14 protein-coding genes are annotated in these 15,955 nt (G+C 62.0%); 9 read left to right on the forward strand and 5 right to left on the reverse strand.

The features are described 5' to 3' along the window. The first annotated feature begins 12 nt into the window (after positions 1-12). The 8 genes from VQ071_RS19790 (at position 13) to phoU (ending at position 7,860) form a co-directional block, all read left to right on the forward strand. Positions 13-921, forward strand: coding sequence for a fumarylacetoacetate hydrolase family protein (locus VQ071_RS19790; protein WP_340515901.1), 909 nt, complete (start codon positions 13-15; stop codon positions 919-921). Positions 922-1,301: 380 nt separating this feature from the next. Beyond that, positions 1,302-2,516, forward strand: a complete 1,215-nt coding sequence (locus VQ071_RS19795; protein WP_340516110.1) for a methyl-accepting chemotaxis protein — start codon at positions 1,302-1,304, stop codon at positions 2,514-2,516. A 131-nt stretch (positions 2,517-2,647) separates the two neighbouring features. Further along, positions 2,648-3,553 (forward strand): PstS family phosphate ABC transporter substrate-binding protein, encoded by a 906-nt coding sequence (locus VQ071_RS19800; protein WP_340515902.1) that lies wholly within the window; start codon positions 2,648-2,650, stop codon positions 3,551-3,553. Between the two features lie 86 nt (positions 3,554-3,639). Beyond that, on the forward strand, positions 3,640-4,572 hold the full coding sequence (pstC, locus tag VQ071_RS19805) for a phosphate ABC transporter permease subunit PstC (protein ID WP_340516111.1): 933 nt from the start codon (positions 3,640-3,642) through the stop codon (positions 4,570-4,572). Then, entirely contained in the window at positions 4,569-5,456 is an 888-nt protein-coding gene (pstA, locus tag VQ071_RS19810) for a phosphate ABC transporter permease PstA (protein WP_340515903.1), read from the forward strand. Before pstC ends, pstA begins: the two co-directional genes overlap by 4 nt. A gap of 55 nt (positions 5,457-5,511) precedes the next feature. After that, entirely contained in the window at positions 5,512-6,402 is an 891-nt protein-coding gene (pstB, locus tag VQ071_RS19815; RefSeq protein WP_445293318.1) for a phosphate ABC transporter ATP-binding protein PstB, read from the forward strand. A gap of 28 nt (positions 6,403-6,430) precedes the next feature. Next, a complete protein-coding gene (gene pstB / locus VQ071_RS19820) occupies positions 6,431-7,177 on the forward strand; it encodes a phosphate ABC transporter ATP-binding protein PstB (RefSeq protein WP_340516115.1) in 747 nt (248 codons plus the stop codon). 23 nt (positions 7,178-7,200) lie between these two features. Continuing rightward, entirely contained in the window at positions 7,201-7,860 is a 660-nt protein-coding gene (gene phoU / locus VQ071_RS19825; protein ID WP_340515904.1) for a phosphate signaling complex protein PhoU, read from the forward strand. A 129-nt stretch (positions 7,861-7,989) separates the two neighbouring features. Here phoU and VQ071_RS19830 read toward each other — a convergent pair whose 3' ends face one another. From VQ071_RS19830 to VQ071_RS19850, 5 genes are read right to left on the reverse strand one after another with little or no spacing between them, the layout of a single operon-like run. Further along, on the reverse strand, positions 7,990-10,167 hold the full coding sequence (locus tag VQ071_RS19830) for a stalk domain-containing protein (RefSeq protein ID WP_340515905.1): 2,178 nt from the start codon (positions 10,165-10,167) through the stop codon (positions 7,990-7,992). A gap of 27 nt (positions 10,168-10,194) precedes the next feature. After that, the gene (locus VQ071_RS19835; RefSeq protein ID WP_340515906.1) at positions 10,195-10,542 is read right to left on the reverse strand and encodes an EamA family transporter; all 348 of its coding nucleotides are present in this window, start codon (positions 10,540-10,542) and stop codon (positions 10,195-10,197) included. Then, positions 10,542-10,952 (reverse strand): DUF2304 domain-containing protein, encoded by a 411-nt coding sequence (locus VQ071_RS19840; RefSeq protein WP_340515907.1) that lies wholly within the window; start codon positions 10,950-10,952, stop codon positions 10,542-10,544. Before VQ071_RS19840 ends, VQ071_RS19835 begins: the two co-directional genes overlap by 1 nt. Further along, the gene (locus tag VQ071_RS19845; protein ID WP_340515909.1) at positions 10,942-11,664 is read right to left on the reverse strand and encodes a glycosyltransferase family 2 protein; all 723 of its coding nucleotides are present in this window, start codon (positions 11,662-11,664) and stop codon (positions 10,942-10,944) included. The genes VQ071_RS19840 and VQ071_RS19845 overlap by 11 nt, the downstream gene beginning before the upstream one ends. Further along, a complete protein-coding gene (locus VQ071_RS19850) occupies positions 11,661-12,926 on the reverse strand; it encodes an ArnT family glycosyltransferase (protein ID WP_340515910.1) in 1,266 nt (421 codons plus the stop codon). Before VQ071_RS19850 ends, VQ071_RS19845 begins: the two co-directional genes overlap by 4 nt. 297 nt (positions 12,927-13,223) lie before the next feature. On the opposite strand from VQ071_RS19850, the gene polA reads away from it, so the two are divergent. Continuing rightward, complete coding sequence (gene polA / locus VQ071_RS19855) at positions 13,224-15,926, forward strand: DNA polymerase I (RefSeq protein WP_340515911.1); 2,703 nt, start codon at positions 13,224-13,226, stop codon at positions 15,924-15,926. Positions 15,927-15,955 lie beyond the last annotated feature (29 nt).

The raw sequence follows: 15,955 nt of genomic DNA on the forward strand, positions 1-15,955 counted from the left end.
GGAGTTGTGCGCATGAAATTCGTATCGATCGAGAAAGCAGACGGTATAAAGCTCGGCATCCGCACTGGCGGCGGCATATTAGACGTGGCGGCAGCGCTGGCGGCAGAGCCGGCCGAGGGAATACCGGACGATATGATGGATGTCATCGCCGGACAGCCAGGGGTGCTGGAGGCGCTGGACGCCTATGTCCGGCGATGGCAGGCGGCGCGCGAGGCGGGGGACGCCCGAGCGGCTGACGTCTTTGTGAATGAGAGGACAATGTCATTTGCGCCCAGCGTGCCCAGGCCCGGCAAGATTGTCTGCGTCGGACTCAACTATCGGAGGCATGCCGAAGAGACGAACGCCGCGATCCCGGGGAGCCCGATCCTTTTCAACAAATTTTCCAATGCGCTGAGCGCGCACGGGCAAGAGATCGCGATTCCGACGGACATCACGTCGCAGGTCGACTATGAAGCGGAGCTCGCGATCGTCATCGGCCGCGAGGCGAGGCGCATAGGCCGCGAGGAGGCGCTGGGCTGCGTATTCGGATACAGCGCGGCAAATGACCTGTCTGCACGCGACCTGCAGATGCGCTCGTCGCAGTGGCTGCTCGGCAAGTCCCTCGACGGCTTCTGCCCGCTCGGTCCGGATCTGGTGACGGCGGACGAGGTTCCCGACCCCAACGGGCTCGATATCCGCTGCATCGTGAACGGTGAGACGCGTCAGCGGTCGAATACGTCCGACATGATCTTCCGATGCGACGAGATTATCAGCTATATCTCGTGGCATATGACTTTGTCTCCGGGCGATGTCATCCTGACCGGTACGCCGGAGGGAGTCATGCTGGGCTGGCCCGAAGATCGGCGGCTCTACCTGCGTCCCGGGGATATAGTGACCGTCGAGATCGAACGGCTCGGATCGCTCGTGAACCGCATGGCATAATGGTAATGGCATAGCTCAAATCGGGAACGACAGCTGCATATAGACTTAGGACCGCCAGGACGTTGGATCCTGGCGGTTTTTTTTATATGTCATCGCGCAAAGGTGCATGATGGATACCGGCGATTGGACTAATAGTCGTTGGTTGAGCGATTCGTTCTTCTCCGGGCCGACGCTTGGCATAACCGCATCGATTCGTAAATTCGGGGATATTTTACAATTCTCCAATGTCCTTCGAACGCGGCGTTGACAAGCTGCTGATACACTGAGCGTGACAGAACGCCCGAGAAGGAGTTGGAAGCATGAGCTTGCTTCTTATAGAAAAGACAAAACCGACAGCAGCCGCCCCGGCCTCTGCGAAACCGGCGGAGACGCCTAAATTGGTGGAACCGCCTAAGTCCGTGCAGCAACCCAAATCCGTGCAGCCGCCTAAAATCGTGGAACCGCCGCGTGCGGCAGCTGTGAAGGAGCAGGTGAACGCGGTACCCGATTCAGCGAGCTACGAGGCTTTTTATCCCGCGGTCACGCTCGCGGACTGGATCAAGTCCTGCCCGCAGGTGTCGCCGGAGCAGACATGCGGCGAGATCGCCGAGCTGTTCCGCAAACGCGAGGAGCTGGAATGCGTGGCCGTCGTGCGAAGCGCCGGAGAGCCGGCGGGAATCGTGATGCGTCACCGCTTTTTCAGGCTGGTCGGCTCACTGTACGGGATGCCGCTGTTCGCGGAAAAGCCGGTGACGAAGCTCATGGATGCGCAGCCGATGATCGCGGAGACGACGCTGTCGCCGCAGGAGGTCATCGACCGGGCGATGACGCGCGACGAGGTCCGGATCTACGACGCCGTCATCATGACCCGGGGCGGCCGATTCGCCGGCATCCTGACGGTGAGCGACCTGCTGCAGCTGTCCCGCCTGCTGCGGCAGGAGCTCGCCGCGCGCCAGATGGCGACGGTCCGCGGTGCGGAGCGCATGCTCAGAGACATCCGCAGCGCCGTCGAACGGCTCGATAGCGAAGCTGCGGCATCCCGCGCGAGCAGTCTGGATATTGCGGCGCAGGCGGAGCAGGGCCGGGGAGAGCTGACGGAGATGCTCGGGCTGTTCCGCCTGTGGACGGCTTCGGCGGACCGGCAGGCCGCCTCGGTGGACGAGCTGCTCGCCCGCGTATCGGATACGGTCGGCATCGCCAAGATGATCGCGCAGCTCGCGGACCAGTGCAACCTGCTGGCGATTAATGCGCAGATCGAGGCCGCCCGGGCCGGGTCGCACGGCCTCGGGTTCGCGGTCGTCGCGCAGGAGGTGCGTCAGCTCGCCGATCAGACGAAGGCGCAGGCGGGCCAGATTCACGACCAGCTGAGCGGGATGGCCGAGGCTGCGGCCGCTGCCGCGGCGCATGTGCGCGAGGGCAAGCAGGGCGCAGACCGCGGGCTGCACCAGGTGATGCGGACAGAGGAGACGTTCGGCCGGCTGTGGACGGGCAGCTCGGACAATGTGAGAGCGACCGGGCGTCTGGCCGATGCGTCCCGGGATGCCTCGGCGATGTCCGAGCAGACATCGGCGCAGGTCGCGAAGCTGGCGGCCCAGATGCTCGGGATGCAGCAGTGAGCGAATATTAACGGGTCGCAATTTTAACATTGCGTTAACAATGCGCAAATACAAGATTGACGAACGACAGCTAGAATCGTAGATGTACCGCACAAGACAAACAAACAAGCATTCGAAAGGGGCTCTTATCCTTGAAAAAATCTCTGCTCGTACTGACAACGCTCGCACTCGGCATCTCACTGGCCGCCTGCGGCAAAAATGACAATTCCAATAACGCGGGTGCATCAGGCTCCGGTCTCAGCGGTTCTATCATCGCGGCAGGATCGACTGCGCTTCAGCCGCTCGTGGATGCCGCATCGAAGAAGTTCATGGAGACGAACGGCAGCGTATCGATAACGGTTAACGGCGGCGGCAGCGGCGCCGGTCTGTCACAGGTTGCGGAAGGCACCGTTCAGATCGGCAACTCCGACGTATTCGCCGAGGAGAAGCTGAAGGATGCGGACGCAGACAAGGCGAAGGCGCTCGTCGATCACCAGGTCGCGGTCGTATCGATCGCAGCTGTGTCCAACAAGGACGTAGGCGTAGACAATCTGACGAAGGCGCAGCTGGTCGATATTTTCACCGGCAAAGTAAAGAACTGGAAGGATGTCGGCGGCAAGGACGAAAAGGTCGTGCTCGTCAATCGTCCGGCCAGCTCCGGCACCCGCGCGACGTTCGAGAAGTACGCGCTCGGCGCCAAGTCCGAGGATCTCCCGGACTCGATCACCGAAGACGCTTCGGGCACGGTCCGCAAGCTCGTCTCCGAGACGCCCGGCGCGATCGGCTATCTGGCGCTCTCCTACCTGGACGACTCGATCCAGGCGCTGAAGTACGAAGGCGTCGAAGCGACGACGGATAACGTAGCGGCCGGCACCTACCCTGTATGGGCATATGAGCACATGTACACGAAAGGCGAGCCCGACGGCGCGCTCAAGGCATTCCTCGAATATATGGTGAGCGACGAGATCCAGCAGAAGGAAGTCAAGGATCTGGGGTACATCCCCGTGAACGACATGAAGGTCACCCGCGATGTGCAAGGCAACGTATCGAACAAGTAATACCGGCAGTCCAAAGTGAGAACAGGCGAAAGAGGCGTCACGAAAATGGCGCCTCTCTTGCCGTGTAAGGGGAGAGGCGCATGAACATGACAGAGACCCGCCTGCAGGCGGATTCCATATCGATGCCCGGAGATCGCAGACTGCCGAAGCACAGGCTCGAGGAGCTGCGCGGCAAGAGCTACGTCCTGCTGTGCGTGCTCCTGCTGATCGTGATCATTTTCTCGATCGTATACTTTATCGCATCGCGAGGGCTCACGCCGTTCCTGAGCCAGGGCGTCCGCATCGGCGATATGCTCGGCGGCCTGAAGTGGTCGCCGGAGGCGGACACGCCGCTGCTCGGCGCGCTGCCGTTTCTGTTCGGCTCGTTCGCGACGTCTCTGCTCGCAGCCGTCATCGCGGCTCCGCTCGGCATATGCGCCGCGCTCTTCATGACCGAAATGATGCCCAAGGTAGGCAAAAATATTCTCCAGCCCGCCATCGAGCTGCTGGCCGGCGTGCCGTCGGTCGTATACGGCTTCGTCGGGCTCAGCGTAGTCGTGCCGTTCCTGCGGAACAACTTCCCCGGTCAGGGCGTAGGCGTCCTGGCTGGCGCCATCGTGCTGTCCGTCATGATCCTGCCGACGATCACGACGATCGCCACGGATGCGCTGCGCACGCTGCCGGCAGGACTCAAGGAAGGCTCCTACGCGCTCGGCGCCACCCGCTGGCAGACGCTCTCCCGCCTCGTCATCCCGACGGCGCTGCCTTCGCTCATGACCGGCGTCGTGCTGGGCATCGCACGGGCGTTCGGCGAAGCGCTCGCCGTGCAGATGGTCATCGGCAACGCGCCGCATATTCCGCATTCGCTGTTCCAGTCGGCTTCGACGCTCACCAGCATCATCACGCTGTCGATGGGCAACACGACGAGCGGCTCGCTGCACAACAACGCGCTGTGGAGCCTCGCGCTCATCCTGCTGCTCATGACGTTCCTGTTCGTATTCATCGTACGACTGCTGGAAGGGAGAGTGAAGCGCGTATGAAAGCCAAGACTATGGATCGCCTCATGACCGGCGTCATCGTCGGCGTAGGCTTCCTGATCATCGCGCTGCTCGCGGCGCTGCTCGGTTATCTGCTCATCCGGGGCGTCGGCCATATCAGCTGGCACTTCCTGACCTCTCCGCCCGAGTCGATCCGCGCGGGCGGCGGCATCGGACCGCAGCTGTTCAACTCGCTGTTCCTGCTGGTGCTGACGATGATCATCACGATCCCGCTCGGGCTCGGCGCAGGCATCTACATGAGCGAATACGCCAAGCCGAGCCGGCTGACCGCGTTCATCCGGCTCGTCGTCGAAGTATTGTCCTCCTTTCCTTCGATCGTCGTCGGTCTGTTCGGCCTGCTCGTCATCGTCAACCGCTTCGGTCTCGGGCTGTCGCTCATGTCGGGCGCGCTCGCGCTGACCGTGTTCAATCTGCCGCTCATGGTGCGGATTACGGAGCAGGCGCTGCGCGCCGTGCCGCGCGAGCAGAAGGAAGCGGGCCTCGCGCTCGGCCTGTCCCGCTGGCGCACAATCACGACCGTCATGGTGCCGATCGCCGTGCCTGCCATCGTCACCGGCACGATTCTGGCCGCGGGCCGCGTGTTCGGCGAAGCCGCCGCACTGCTGTTCACGGCGGGCATGAGCTCGCCGCGCCTCGACTTCACGGACTGGAATCCGCTGCACCATACGTCGCCGCTCAACCCGTTCCGCCCGGCCGAGACGCTGGCCGTGCACATCTGGAAGGTCAACAGCGAAGGGCTCGCTCCCGACGCCGCGCAGATCGCGGCGGGCGCCTCCGCCGTGCTCATCGTCACCGTCTTGCTGTTCAATCTGTGTGCGCGCTGGCTCGGCAGGGTGCTGTACCGCAAGCTGACGGCCGGCCGCTGACGGCGGCCCGCATGACCGCCGGAGACAGCAAGATCAAGGATCAAGGGAGGAATTCATCGTGACGCTGATCGCGACAGACAAGAACAAGGCCGCGCCGACGCCCGAGGACGCGAAGCCAGCCGCCATGCAGCCCCTGCCCGATGCCGGGCCGGGCGAGCCGATTAAGCCGCAGCCCGCGACCGACAGGGAGCCGGCACCCGCTTTTTATACGAAAGATTTATCCGTCTACTACGGGGAGAAGCAAGCGATCAAGCATGTCAGCATGGCGTTCCCGGACCGCGAGGTCGTCGCGCTGATCGGGCCGTCGGGCTGCGGCAAGTCGACGTTCCTGCGCTCGCTCAACCGGATGAACGACCTGATCCCCGGCGCGTCCATCGAAGGCGAGATCTGGATCGGCGGACACAATATATGCGATCCGCGCACGGACGTCGTGCGGCTGCGCCAGCGAATCGGCATGGTATGGCAGCGGCCCAATCCTTTTCACAAGTCGATCTATGAGAACGTCGCCTTCGGCCCCCGCTATCACGGCGTGAAGCGCAAGGCGGAGCTCGATGCGATCGTGGAGGATTGTCTGCGCAAGACGGCGCTGTGGGACGAGGTCAAGGATCGCCTGGGCCAATCCGGCCTCGCGCTCTCGGGCGGCCAGCAGCAGCGTCTGTGCATCGCGCGCTCGATCGCCGTGAAGCCGGACATCCTGCTCATGGACGAACCGGCATCGGCGCTCGATCCGGTATCGACGGCCAAGGTCGAGGAGCTGATCGCCGAGCTCAAGCGCGACTACACGATCGTCATCGTCACGCACAACATGCATCAGGCGGCGCGGGTATCCGACAAGACGGCGTTCTTTTTCCTCGGCGATCTCATCGAATACGACAATACGAACAAGATCTTCACGAACCCGTCCCGCAAGTCGACGGACGACTATATCTCCGGACGCTTCGGCTGACATCCGCGAGAGGAGGCCATTCATTTTGATCATCGAGACCAAGCGGCTGCAGCTGTATTACGGCAAGTTCCAGGCGCTCAAAGACGTGGATCTGACGATCAAGGAGCGGAGCGTGACCGCCTTCATCGGCCCGTCGGGCTGCGGCAAGTCGACGCTCCTGCGCACGCTGAACCGGATGAACGATGCGATACCGGGCGTGCGCGTCGAGGGCGAGGTCACGATCCAGAACCGCAACATTTACGACGGCGTGACCGAGGTGGAATTTCTGCGCAAGCGGGTCGGCATGGTGTTCCAGCAGCCGAATCCGTTCCCCAAGTCGATCTACGACAATGTAGCATACGGGCCGCGCCTGCACGGCGTCACCAAGAAGGCGGAGCTCGACGGCATCGTGGAGAAGAGCCTGCGCTCCGCATCGCTGTGGCATGAGGTCAAGGATGTGCTGAAGAAGTCCGCGCTGAGTCTGTCGGGCGGCCAGCAGCAGCGTCTGTGCATCGCCCGGGCGCTCGCCGTCGAGCCGGATATTCTGCTCATGGACGAGTCGACGTCGGCGCTCGATCCGATCTCCACGACGAAGATCGAGGAACTGACCCGCGAGCTTAAACAGCGCTATACGATCGTGATGGTAACGCACAATATGCATCAGGCAGCCAGAATTTCGGATCAGACCGTTTTTTTCCTGAACGGCGAAGTGGTGGAATCCGCGGATACGGAGCGACTGTTCAGCGCGCCGCGCGATCAGCGGACGGAGGATTATATCTCCGGCAGATTCGGTTAATCGAGGGAAGGGGCAGACGGTACATGACGGCAAGAAGGGAATTCGATATCGGGCTCGTGCAATTGCAAAATATGCTGACGGAGATGGGAGAGCGCGTGGAGAAGGCGCTGCAGGAGGCGATGCACTCTCTCGAGAGCCTCGATATGGCGCTCGCGCAGCGCCTCATCCGGGAGGACCCGGAGCTGAACCGGCTCGAGGAGCGGATCTCGGACCTGGGCGCCAAGCTCATCGCGACGCAGCAGCCGGTCGCCAAGGATCTGCGCCGCATCCTCGTGGCGCTCAAAATCTCCTCGGATCTGGAGCGCATGGGCGATCTGGCCGTGGACATCGCCAAGGCCGCGCAGCGTCTCGAAGGCCAGACGCTGATCAAGCCGCTCGTCGATCTGCCACGCATGGCGGAGCTGGCGCGGACGATGATCGGCGAGTCGATCCGGTCCTACGTCGACGAGAACGTCGATCTTGCCTACAAGATGGCGAAGGACGACGATCAGATCGATGCGCTGTATTCGCAAATTTTGCGCGACCTGATCCTGGTCATGGCGGACAATCAGAAAAACATTAATCAGGCGATGAATCTATGCTTCGTCGGACGCTACATCGAGCGGATCGCGGATCATGCGACGAACATCGGAGAGAACGTCGTCTACCTGGTCGTGGGCACGCGGCCCGAGCTGAACCGCTAGAAGCGCCCGGGGCGATCTGGAACAAAGAGGGACCTACCTATAAGGAAAGAAGCCTGCATCCCGCCGTTATGGCGGGAGCAGGCTTCTTTATTAGTAAGGATTGTAAGGATGAGATACGAGTTATGAGTGCTAATTCTTCTTCTGCGGCATCGGCGTGAACAGCAGGGTGAAGGGCAGATTGCTGCCCGCGGTCGGCGTCGTCCAGATGGTCACCGTCTCCTCGGTATTGCCCGTTCTGTACAGCACGCTCGCCTGGTTGGTGGCGCTCACGGTGCCGAGGTTGGCGAAGCTGACGACCTGGCCGTTGATGAGGGCAGCGCCCATATACAGGCCGCCGCGCGGATTAAGCGAGATCAGCGTATTCGGCGCGACGCGCCGCAGGACGAGCTTGTAAAGCAAGCCGTAGTTGCCCGAGTTGTAGGCGACGGTGTTGGTGATATTGTCGTAGCCCTGGGCGAACGGGTCCGTCGTATTGTCGGTCAGCGGCAGCTTGATCTGGCGATCGCCGACGAGCCCGCCGTATTCGAACACCCGGGTCGAATCGACGAAGGAGCCGCGCGTGATCAGCTGGTTCGGATCAAGATACGGCAGATTCGCAAGCGCGGCGATCGGGTCCCGGTTCTGAGCTACGAGCACCGAGGTGTACTGAATAGTAGCGTCGCTCGTGAGATCGCCGTGGAACGTGATGACGTCGCCGTTTTTCATGGCGTTCGCGCTGAGGTCCGCGTACAGCAGCCTGCTCTGTCCGGGCTGGAGCGTCATCGACTGCGAGTTGCTGCCTGTCACGTAGGTCTGGAAGTACCGTGCGACCGACATCCGTCCGGCGACCTCCGGAAAGGTGGTTGGCCCGGCCATGCCGTCGGCGATGATCGACAGATTGGCCGGCACGGAGCTTATGTTTTTGGCGATCAGATACAGCTTCGCGTTCTGCCCGGTGCCGTTCTTGTGATGAAGCATGAACCGGACGTCCCCGGCGATCGTGTCCTGATACAGGATGCCGTCGGTCTTGACCGTCTCGGGCCCGCTGCTGCGGAAGAGCGTGACCGGCTCCGTCGTATAGGAGTACGGGATGGCTTCCATCGTCTTGACGCTGGAGCCGTCCAGCGGATAATTGCTGCCTGCCGGCGTGAACAGCTTGTTGAACTCGTCTTCGGTGTACATTACTTCGGACGTGACCGTCAGCGTCTTGCTGAAGCTCGAGACGTCGCCGCGGTTGTCCTTGACGGTGATGCTGACGGAGTACGAGCCTGCCTGGAAGAAGGCGGGCTTGTTGGTGCCTGACCACTCGGAGCTGACGATGAAGCCGTCCGGGTCCGTGCTCGTGTCGGAGTAGGTGATCGGCTCGCCGATCCGGTACGTATCCTTGTCCGTCGTGAACGCTGCGACCGGCGGCGTATTGACCGGGAGCACCTGAATCGTCTGGCTGTACGGCTCGCTCCATTGTCCCGCCGAATCGCGGACGGAGTAGCGGACGACGTAGGTGCCGGGCTCGGCGAACACGTCCTGCCGGCCCTCCCAGTACTCCTCGACGATCGGCAGCCCCTTGGGCGAGCTCGAGGTCGTCGTGTAGTAGACCTGCGTCTGTCCCGCGATGATCTCTCCGGCTTGGACCTTGAAGGACGCGGTAGGCTTGGTCGACAGATTGAAGATGATTTGCTTTTTGCTGTTATCGACCTGGTACGGGATGTTCATCGCTTGGGCGAACGCGATGACCGGCACCATCAACACGTTTTTGTCGGCATAGACGGGAGCGCCGAACTTCCTGGCCTGACCGTTAACCGTATAGGCGGCGCTGTCGGCCTTCAGGCGGATCGTGATGCCGCCGCGGCTGATCACATTTTCCTTGGTCTTGGCATCGTTGGTGATCGTGGCGCCCGTCAGATCGGACAGCGCGCGCAGCGTGCCGAACGTGACGCCTTTCTTGACGACGAGCGGACGCGTCGCTTTGTAGTTCAGACCGTTGCGGCTCATGGTGGCGCTGTTCATATAAAGGATCAGCTGATCGCCCGCATTCGAGTTGGCCGCTTGCGGCGGCGTGGTCGGCGTCGCAGAGCCGTCGGAAGGCGGCGTCGGCGTAGCGGAAGGCGCGGTGCCGGGATTGGCGCCGGGATCGCCGGTGTAGCTCGGTGGCGTGGTCGGCGTCGGTGTCGGTGTTGACGTCGCTTGATCCGGATTCTGACCGGGGTCGCCGGTGTAGACAGGCGACGAAGTCGGCGTTATATCGTCGGCATAGACGGGAGCGGTAGTCGCGATCGTAGACAAGACGAGTAGAGAGGCGAGTGCTGTTTTAATTCTGGTTGCTTTCATTGTTCCTCCTTCATGATGCTTAAGTAATTATTTGGCGGCGATGACGGCGACGCCCAAGATGACAATACCTGCGCCGATCCACCTCGTAATGGGGACCGACTCGCCAAATAGCGCCCAAGCCAGGACGATCCCGAGCACATAGGCCAGACTCTGCAGCGGGTAAGCTGCACTGAGCGGCAGACGGGAGAGGACAGCGAGCCACAGGACGGTGGCAAGGCCATACAAGGCGATGCCAAGCAGGATCAAGGGCGAAAACAAAGTAGGCAGGAGGTTGTGCAGCGACAAGCCTCCCGCTCTGTCGAGTCCGTACTTCCAGGCGATCTGGCCGCCTACGAGCAGCAAGATGTTGAGCGCGAGCATCAAGTAGGCAAGCATCAGGGCGACACTCCTTCATCGGAAGGCTGCGCCGCGGCGGTCTGGAGCCGGTGCGCCTCGGAGTCGGGACGCAGCTGTGCGAGCTGCTGCTCCTGGATCGCGACCGTCTGCGTCAGGACGATGACCTTGTGGGTCAGCGCGGACACGGCGACGGACAGATGAAGCAGAATAAGCAGGACGCCGATGAGGCCGAGCAAATACAGCAGCGACGGCGCATAGTCGACGCCGATGCCATGCGCGATCCGGTCGAACAGCTTCGGGAACAGCGACAGCACCATCATGATGAAGCTGAGCAGCAGCCACAGAATCGCATATTGTTCCTTGAGCTTGCGGGAGCGGATCTGGTAGACGATCCACACCATGAACCCGATGCTCATCAGGAAGCTGATTAGAAACACATCAGGCTTCATAGCCGACACGCAACTTTCTTTTCTTGGACTTCGTGATCAGAACCGCGAGTATGACTTTGACCATGTAATAGATGGACTTGAAGGACGAGATGCTCGACGTGCCCGCGAGCCGTTCGTTCATGACGACCGGCACCTCGCGGAACTGCAGGCGGTGATTGTCGAGCAGCACGAGCGCCTCCACCTCGGGATAGTCCGTCGGATAATCCTTGGCGAACAGCGCGATGGCGCGAGGGCCGCACAGCCGGTAGCCGGATGTCGGATCGGTGACGGGGCGCCGCAGCAGGCCGGTCAACAGCTTGGCCAGGATGACGATGCCCATGCGGCGGGCGAGCGTCGACTGGAAGCCTTGCTTCTCCACGAAGCGGGAGCCGACGACCATGTCCGCGTTCGTGGCTTTGATTGCCTCGAGCAGCCTGGCGAAGTCCAGCGGGTTGTGCTGGCCGTCGCCGTCCATCTGGGCGGCGTATTTGTAGCCGTTAAGCGCGGCATAACGGTAACCGGTCTGCACGGCGCCGCCGATGCCGAGATTGACGCTCAGGTTGAGCACGATCGCGCCCTCCAGCGCCGCGAGCCGGCCGGTATCGTCGGCCGAGCCGTCATTGACGACGAGAATGTCGGCGTACGGGATCTGCTCGCGGATCCAGGCGATGACGCGGCGGATGCCCTCGGCCTCGTTGTAGGCCGGCATGATGATGAGGACTTCCTTTTTCATTGGACGGCGGCGCCTCCTGCGGCTGGAATGGATCTGCGAAGCTTGGTGCGGCTGATGACCCAGCCGACAAGCGCGAGTCCGAGCAGCGTATCCATCACGATAATGAGCGGCATCGACGTGAAGTTGTAACGGAACTCCGGTACGAACGCGATGCGCGTGACTGTCAGGATCAGCAGCAGCAGGGCCAGATAGGAAGCCGGATTGCGCCACCGCCACAGCAGGAACAAGCCGGCCGGAATAGCGGCCCATACCATGCCGAGGTGGAGCACCGCCCCGTACGGGATCACATGGTAGATCGGGCTGTGTCCGCTGCCAAAGAACATGGCGCCGTATATGTACGGAATTTTGCCGTAGGTGTACCATTTGACGAATGTCCACGTCTTCGTCTCGAAGCCGACGCGCAGCCGTTCCTTGGCGACCTCCATCTGGGTCTTGTTGTGGCGGTCGACGAGCCCGTCCTCATAGTTCTTGTCCGGATAGGTGCCCGCGGTGAACGGATTGACCTGCGTCGACGCGACGACTACCTCGTGCAGGGTGACGACGTTGCGCACGATCCACGGCGACAGCACGATGAAGAGGCCGAGCGCCGTCCATACGCCGAGCTTGAACGCGGTGAGGAACTTCTTGTGCCAAGCCCAGAAAAACGCGTAGCTGACGGCGATCAGAATCAGAAATTCGGGACGCGTCAGCACCGTCAGTCCGAGCGCGGCGCCTGCGGCCAGTGCCCAGGGCCAGGTCCGCTTTTCGAAGACGAGCATCTGCAAATATACATATAATACGAAGAAAAGCGCGGCCTGGGTCTCGGTCAGAATAGCGCCGACCGTCCAGACGAACGGCGGATAGACCGCGGATACGGCGGCGACGATGAGCCCGGCCGGATCGCCGCCGAGCCGGCGAGCGAGCAGGTAGAGCAATCCGATCATGATGAGGCTCTCGACGACCTGCAGGTAGCGGATGTACGGAAAAGGATTGTTATGTTTATAATCGGCCAACTTGTAGATCGCCGCCATCACGAGCGGATAGCCCGGCGTGACGTTTGCGTTAGGCACTGTGTCTTTGTAAGCGTATATGTTATCTTCAAGCAGCTGACGGACCATGATGTCGTAATACTTCGTATCGTGGGATGTCTTGTGGTTGACGGATTGGAGGAAATCAATCCTGAGGTATGCGGCAAGCAAGATAATGATGCCGAGTAGTGCAAATACAATCGTTCGTTGCTTGGTGGTGCGCGCGGTCCAGCGCTTGAAAATTGAAAAATCCATGTGGTGCTAAGTCTCCTCCCAGGCTTATCTACAAAATCAAAGTATAGTCGAGTCTATGATGTGGGGCAACACCATGTTTTTACATTTTTGGTCTGCGCAAAAAGTATATGTCGAATGTCCGCAAAATGAAGCGAATCTGGCCGGTTGTCTTTACTATAGACGACGAGAACACGCAAAAGTTACGCGCAGCGGCGTTAATTTCCGGAAGCGGCGGAAAACGCTGCTTTTCGCCTCTCCGTCAGGGGATATGGTATGATATCTGAATAGAAGGAAGAGTCGATGGAGGGATCGAAAGGAATGGGACTTCAACACGGATTCGGCGGGGAACGGACGGACAAGCTCCTGCTGATCGACGGCAACAGCATCATCTTCAGGGCGTTCTACGCGATGCCGCCGCTGACCAATGCGGCCGGCCTGCAGACGAATGCGGTGTTCGGGTTCACGACGATGCTGCTCAAGGTGCTGGAGGAGGAGCGGCCGACGCATCTGCTCGTCGCATTCGACGCCGGCAAGACGGTATTCCGCCACGAGGGCTTCGCGGAGTACAAGGGCGGCCGGCAGAAGACGCCGCCAGAGCTGTCCGAGCAGTTCCCGCTGCTCAAGGAGCTGCTGGACGCATTCTCGATCTCCAGGTACGAGCTGCTCGGCTATGAGGCGGACGATATCATCGGCACGCTGACGCGGCAGGCGGAGGAGCAGGGCGTGGAGGCAGTCGTCGTATCCGGGGACAAGGATATGCTGCAATTGGCCTCCGAGCGGACGAGCGTGCTGCTCACGCGCAAGGGCGTGAGCGAGACGGAGCGGTATACGCCCGCTGCGATCGGAGAGCGGTACGGCCTGACACCGCTGCAGATCATCGATCTGAAGGGGCTCATGGGCGATACGTCGGACAACATCCCGGGCATCCCGGGCGTCGGGGAGAAGACCGCGCTCAAGCTGCTGGCGGAGTACGGCAGCGTGGAGCAGGTGCTGGCGCATGCCGGCGAGATCAAGGGCAAGCTCGGGGAAAATGTCCGCGGCAACGCGGAGTCGGCGACCATGAGCAAGGAGCTGGCGACGATCATGCGCGACATCCCGCTGGAGCGGAGCTGGCAGGAGCTGGCGTGGAGCGGCTACGACGGCGCGGCGCTGCTCGCCGCATTGAGGAAGCTGGAGTTCAAGTCGCTCATCGAGCGGCTGGCGCTGAGCGAAGGCATGGGGGCGGCCGCCTACGGTTCGGCCGAGGGCGACGCGGCTGCCGCGTACGAGGTCGTCGAGGTGCGCGAAGCGGCGGACTGGTCCGCGCTGGCGGCGGCGCTGCCGCTGGCCGAGAGCTTCATCCTCGACGCGAACGGGGACAATCCGCATCAGGGCGAGGGCATCGGCTTCGCGCTCGCTGCGGGAGAGCTGGTGTTCGCGCTGCCGTTCGAGGCGCTGCTGTCCGAGGCGGCGAAGCCGCTGCAGGCCTGGCTCGCGGATGCGGGCGTGCCCAAGACCGGCTACGACCTGCACCGCACGGAGCTGGTGCTGGCCCGCTACGGCCTCGAGCTGCGCGGCCAAGCGTTCTGCTGCTCGCTGGCGGCGTATCTGCTCGACCCGACCGAGGCGGACCCGTCGCTCGTCGGCCTGCTCGCGAAGGCGGGCCTGCCGGGCATCGCCTCCGACGAAGCCGTATACGGCAAAGGCGCGAAGTTCCGCGTGCCGGACGAGACGGCGCTCTGCGCGCATCTGGCCGCCAAGGCGGATGCGGTCCGGCGGCTCGCCGGCCTCCAGGCCGAAGCGATCGAGGCGGCCGGCATGAAGCCGCTGTACTACGAGCTGGAGCAGCCGCTCGCGATCATCCTCGCCGATATGGAGAAGCAGGGCATCGTCGTGCAGGCGGAGGCGCTGGAGGAGCTGGGCAAGGACTTCTCCGCGCGCATCGGCCAGATCATGTCCGAGATCTACCGGATCGCGGGCTTCGAGTTCAACATCGGCTCGACCAAGCAGCTGGGCGAGGTGCTGTTCGACAAGCTTGGCCTGCCCGTCGTCAAGAAGACGAAGACCGGCTATTCGACGGATGCCGAGGTGCTCGAGAAGCTGGAGCCCTACCACGAGATCGTGCGGCTCATCCTGCATTACCGCCAGCTGGCGAAGCTGCAGTCTACTTATATAGAAGGCTTGCTGAAGGAAATCCGCGCCGAGGACGGCAAGATTCATACGTACTACCGTCAGACGATCGCGGCGACGGGCCGGCTCAGCAGCCAGTACCCGAATCTGCAGAACATACCGATCCGGATGGAGGAGGGCCGCCAGATTCGCAAGGCGTTCGTCCCGTCCGAGCCGGGCTGGCAGATTCTCGCCGCCGACTACTCGCAGATCGAGCTGCGCGTGCTGGCGCATATCTCCGGCGACGAGGGGCTCAAGGAAGCGTTCCGCCTGGAGATGGACGTTCATACGAAGACGGCGATGGACGTGTTCGGCGTCAGCGCCGAGCAGGTCGACGGCAATATGCGGCGCAGCGCCAAGGCGGTCAACTTCGGCATCGTCTACGGCATCAGCGACTACGGACTGTCGCAGAACCTCGGCATCACGCGCAAGGAGGCGGCTTCCTTTATCGAGCAGTACTTCGCCGCCTTCCCCGGCGTGCGCCGCTACATGGACGACATCGTCGCCCAGGCCAAGCAGGACGGCTATGTGAAGACGCTGCTGGAGCGCCGCCGCTATCTGCCGGACATCCGCTCGTCGAACTTCAATCTGCGCTCGTTCGCGGAGCGGACGGCGATGAACACGCCGATCCAGGGCACCGCTGCCGATATCATCAAGCTCGCGATGGTGCGGATGGCCGATGCGCTCAGGAGCAAGGGGCTTCGCAGCCGCATGCTGCTCCAGGTGCATGACGAGCTTGTATTCGAGGTGCCGCCGGAGGAGCTGGACACGATGAAGACGCTTGTGCCGCAGGTGATGGCCGAGGCGCTGCCGCTCGACGTGCCGCTGAAGGCGGAGGTCAGCGCGGGCGTGAACTGGTACGAGGCGAAGTGACGGCTGCGGATTCATTCAGCTTAGAAAAG

It is taken from the genome of Cohnella sp. 56 (assembly GCF_037963805.1).
In the GTDB taxonomy this organism is placed as follows: domain Bacteria; phylum Bacillota; class Bacilli; order Paenibacillales; family Paenibacillaceae; genus Cohnella.

What these genes read in the sequence shown, in the direction of transcription:
- VQ071_RS19790 (WP_340515901.1), top strand. Translation starts at nt 13, where the DNA reads ATGAAATTCGTATCGATCGAGAAAGCAGACGGTATAAAGCTCGGCATC.
- pstC (WP_340516111.1), top strand. Translation starts at nt 3,640, where the DNA reads ATGACAGAGACCCGCCTGCAGGCGGATTCCATATCGATGCCCGGAGAT.
- pstA (WP_340515903.1), top strand. Translation starts at nt 4,569, where the DNA reads ATGAAAGCCAAGACTATGGATCGCCTCATGACCGGCGTCATCGTCGGC.
- phoU (WP_340515904.1), top strand. Translation starts at nt 7,201, where the DNA reads ATGACGGCAAGAAGGGAATTCGATATCGGGCTCGTGCAATTGCAAAAT.
- VQ071_RS19830 (WP_340515905.1), bottom strand. Translation starts at nt 10,167, where the DNA reads ATGAAAGCAACCAGAATTAAAACAGCACTCGCCTCTCTACTCGTCTTG.
- VQ071_RS19835 (WP_340515906.1), bottom strand. Translation starts at nt 10,542, where the DNA reads ATGCTTGCCTACTTGATGCTCGCGCTCAACATCTTGCTGCTCGTAGGC.
- VQ071_RS19840 (WP_340515907.1), bottom strand. Translation starts at nt 10,952, where the DNA reads ATGAAGCCTGATGTGTTTCTAATCAGCTTCCTGATGAGCATCGGGTTC.
- VQ071_RS19845 (WP_340515909.1), bottom strand. Translation starts at nt 11,664, where the DNA reads ATGAAAAAGGAAGTCCTCATCATCATGCCGGCCTACAACGAGGCCGAG.
- VQ071_RS19850 (WP_340515910.1), bottom strand. Translation starts at nt 12,926, where the DNA reads ATGGATTTTTCAATTTTCAAGCGCTGGACCGCGCGCACCACCAAGCAA.
- polA (WP_340515911.1), top strand. Translation starts at nt 13,224, where the DNA reads ATGGGACTTCAACACGGATTCGGCGGGGAACGGACGGACAAGCTCCTG.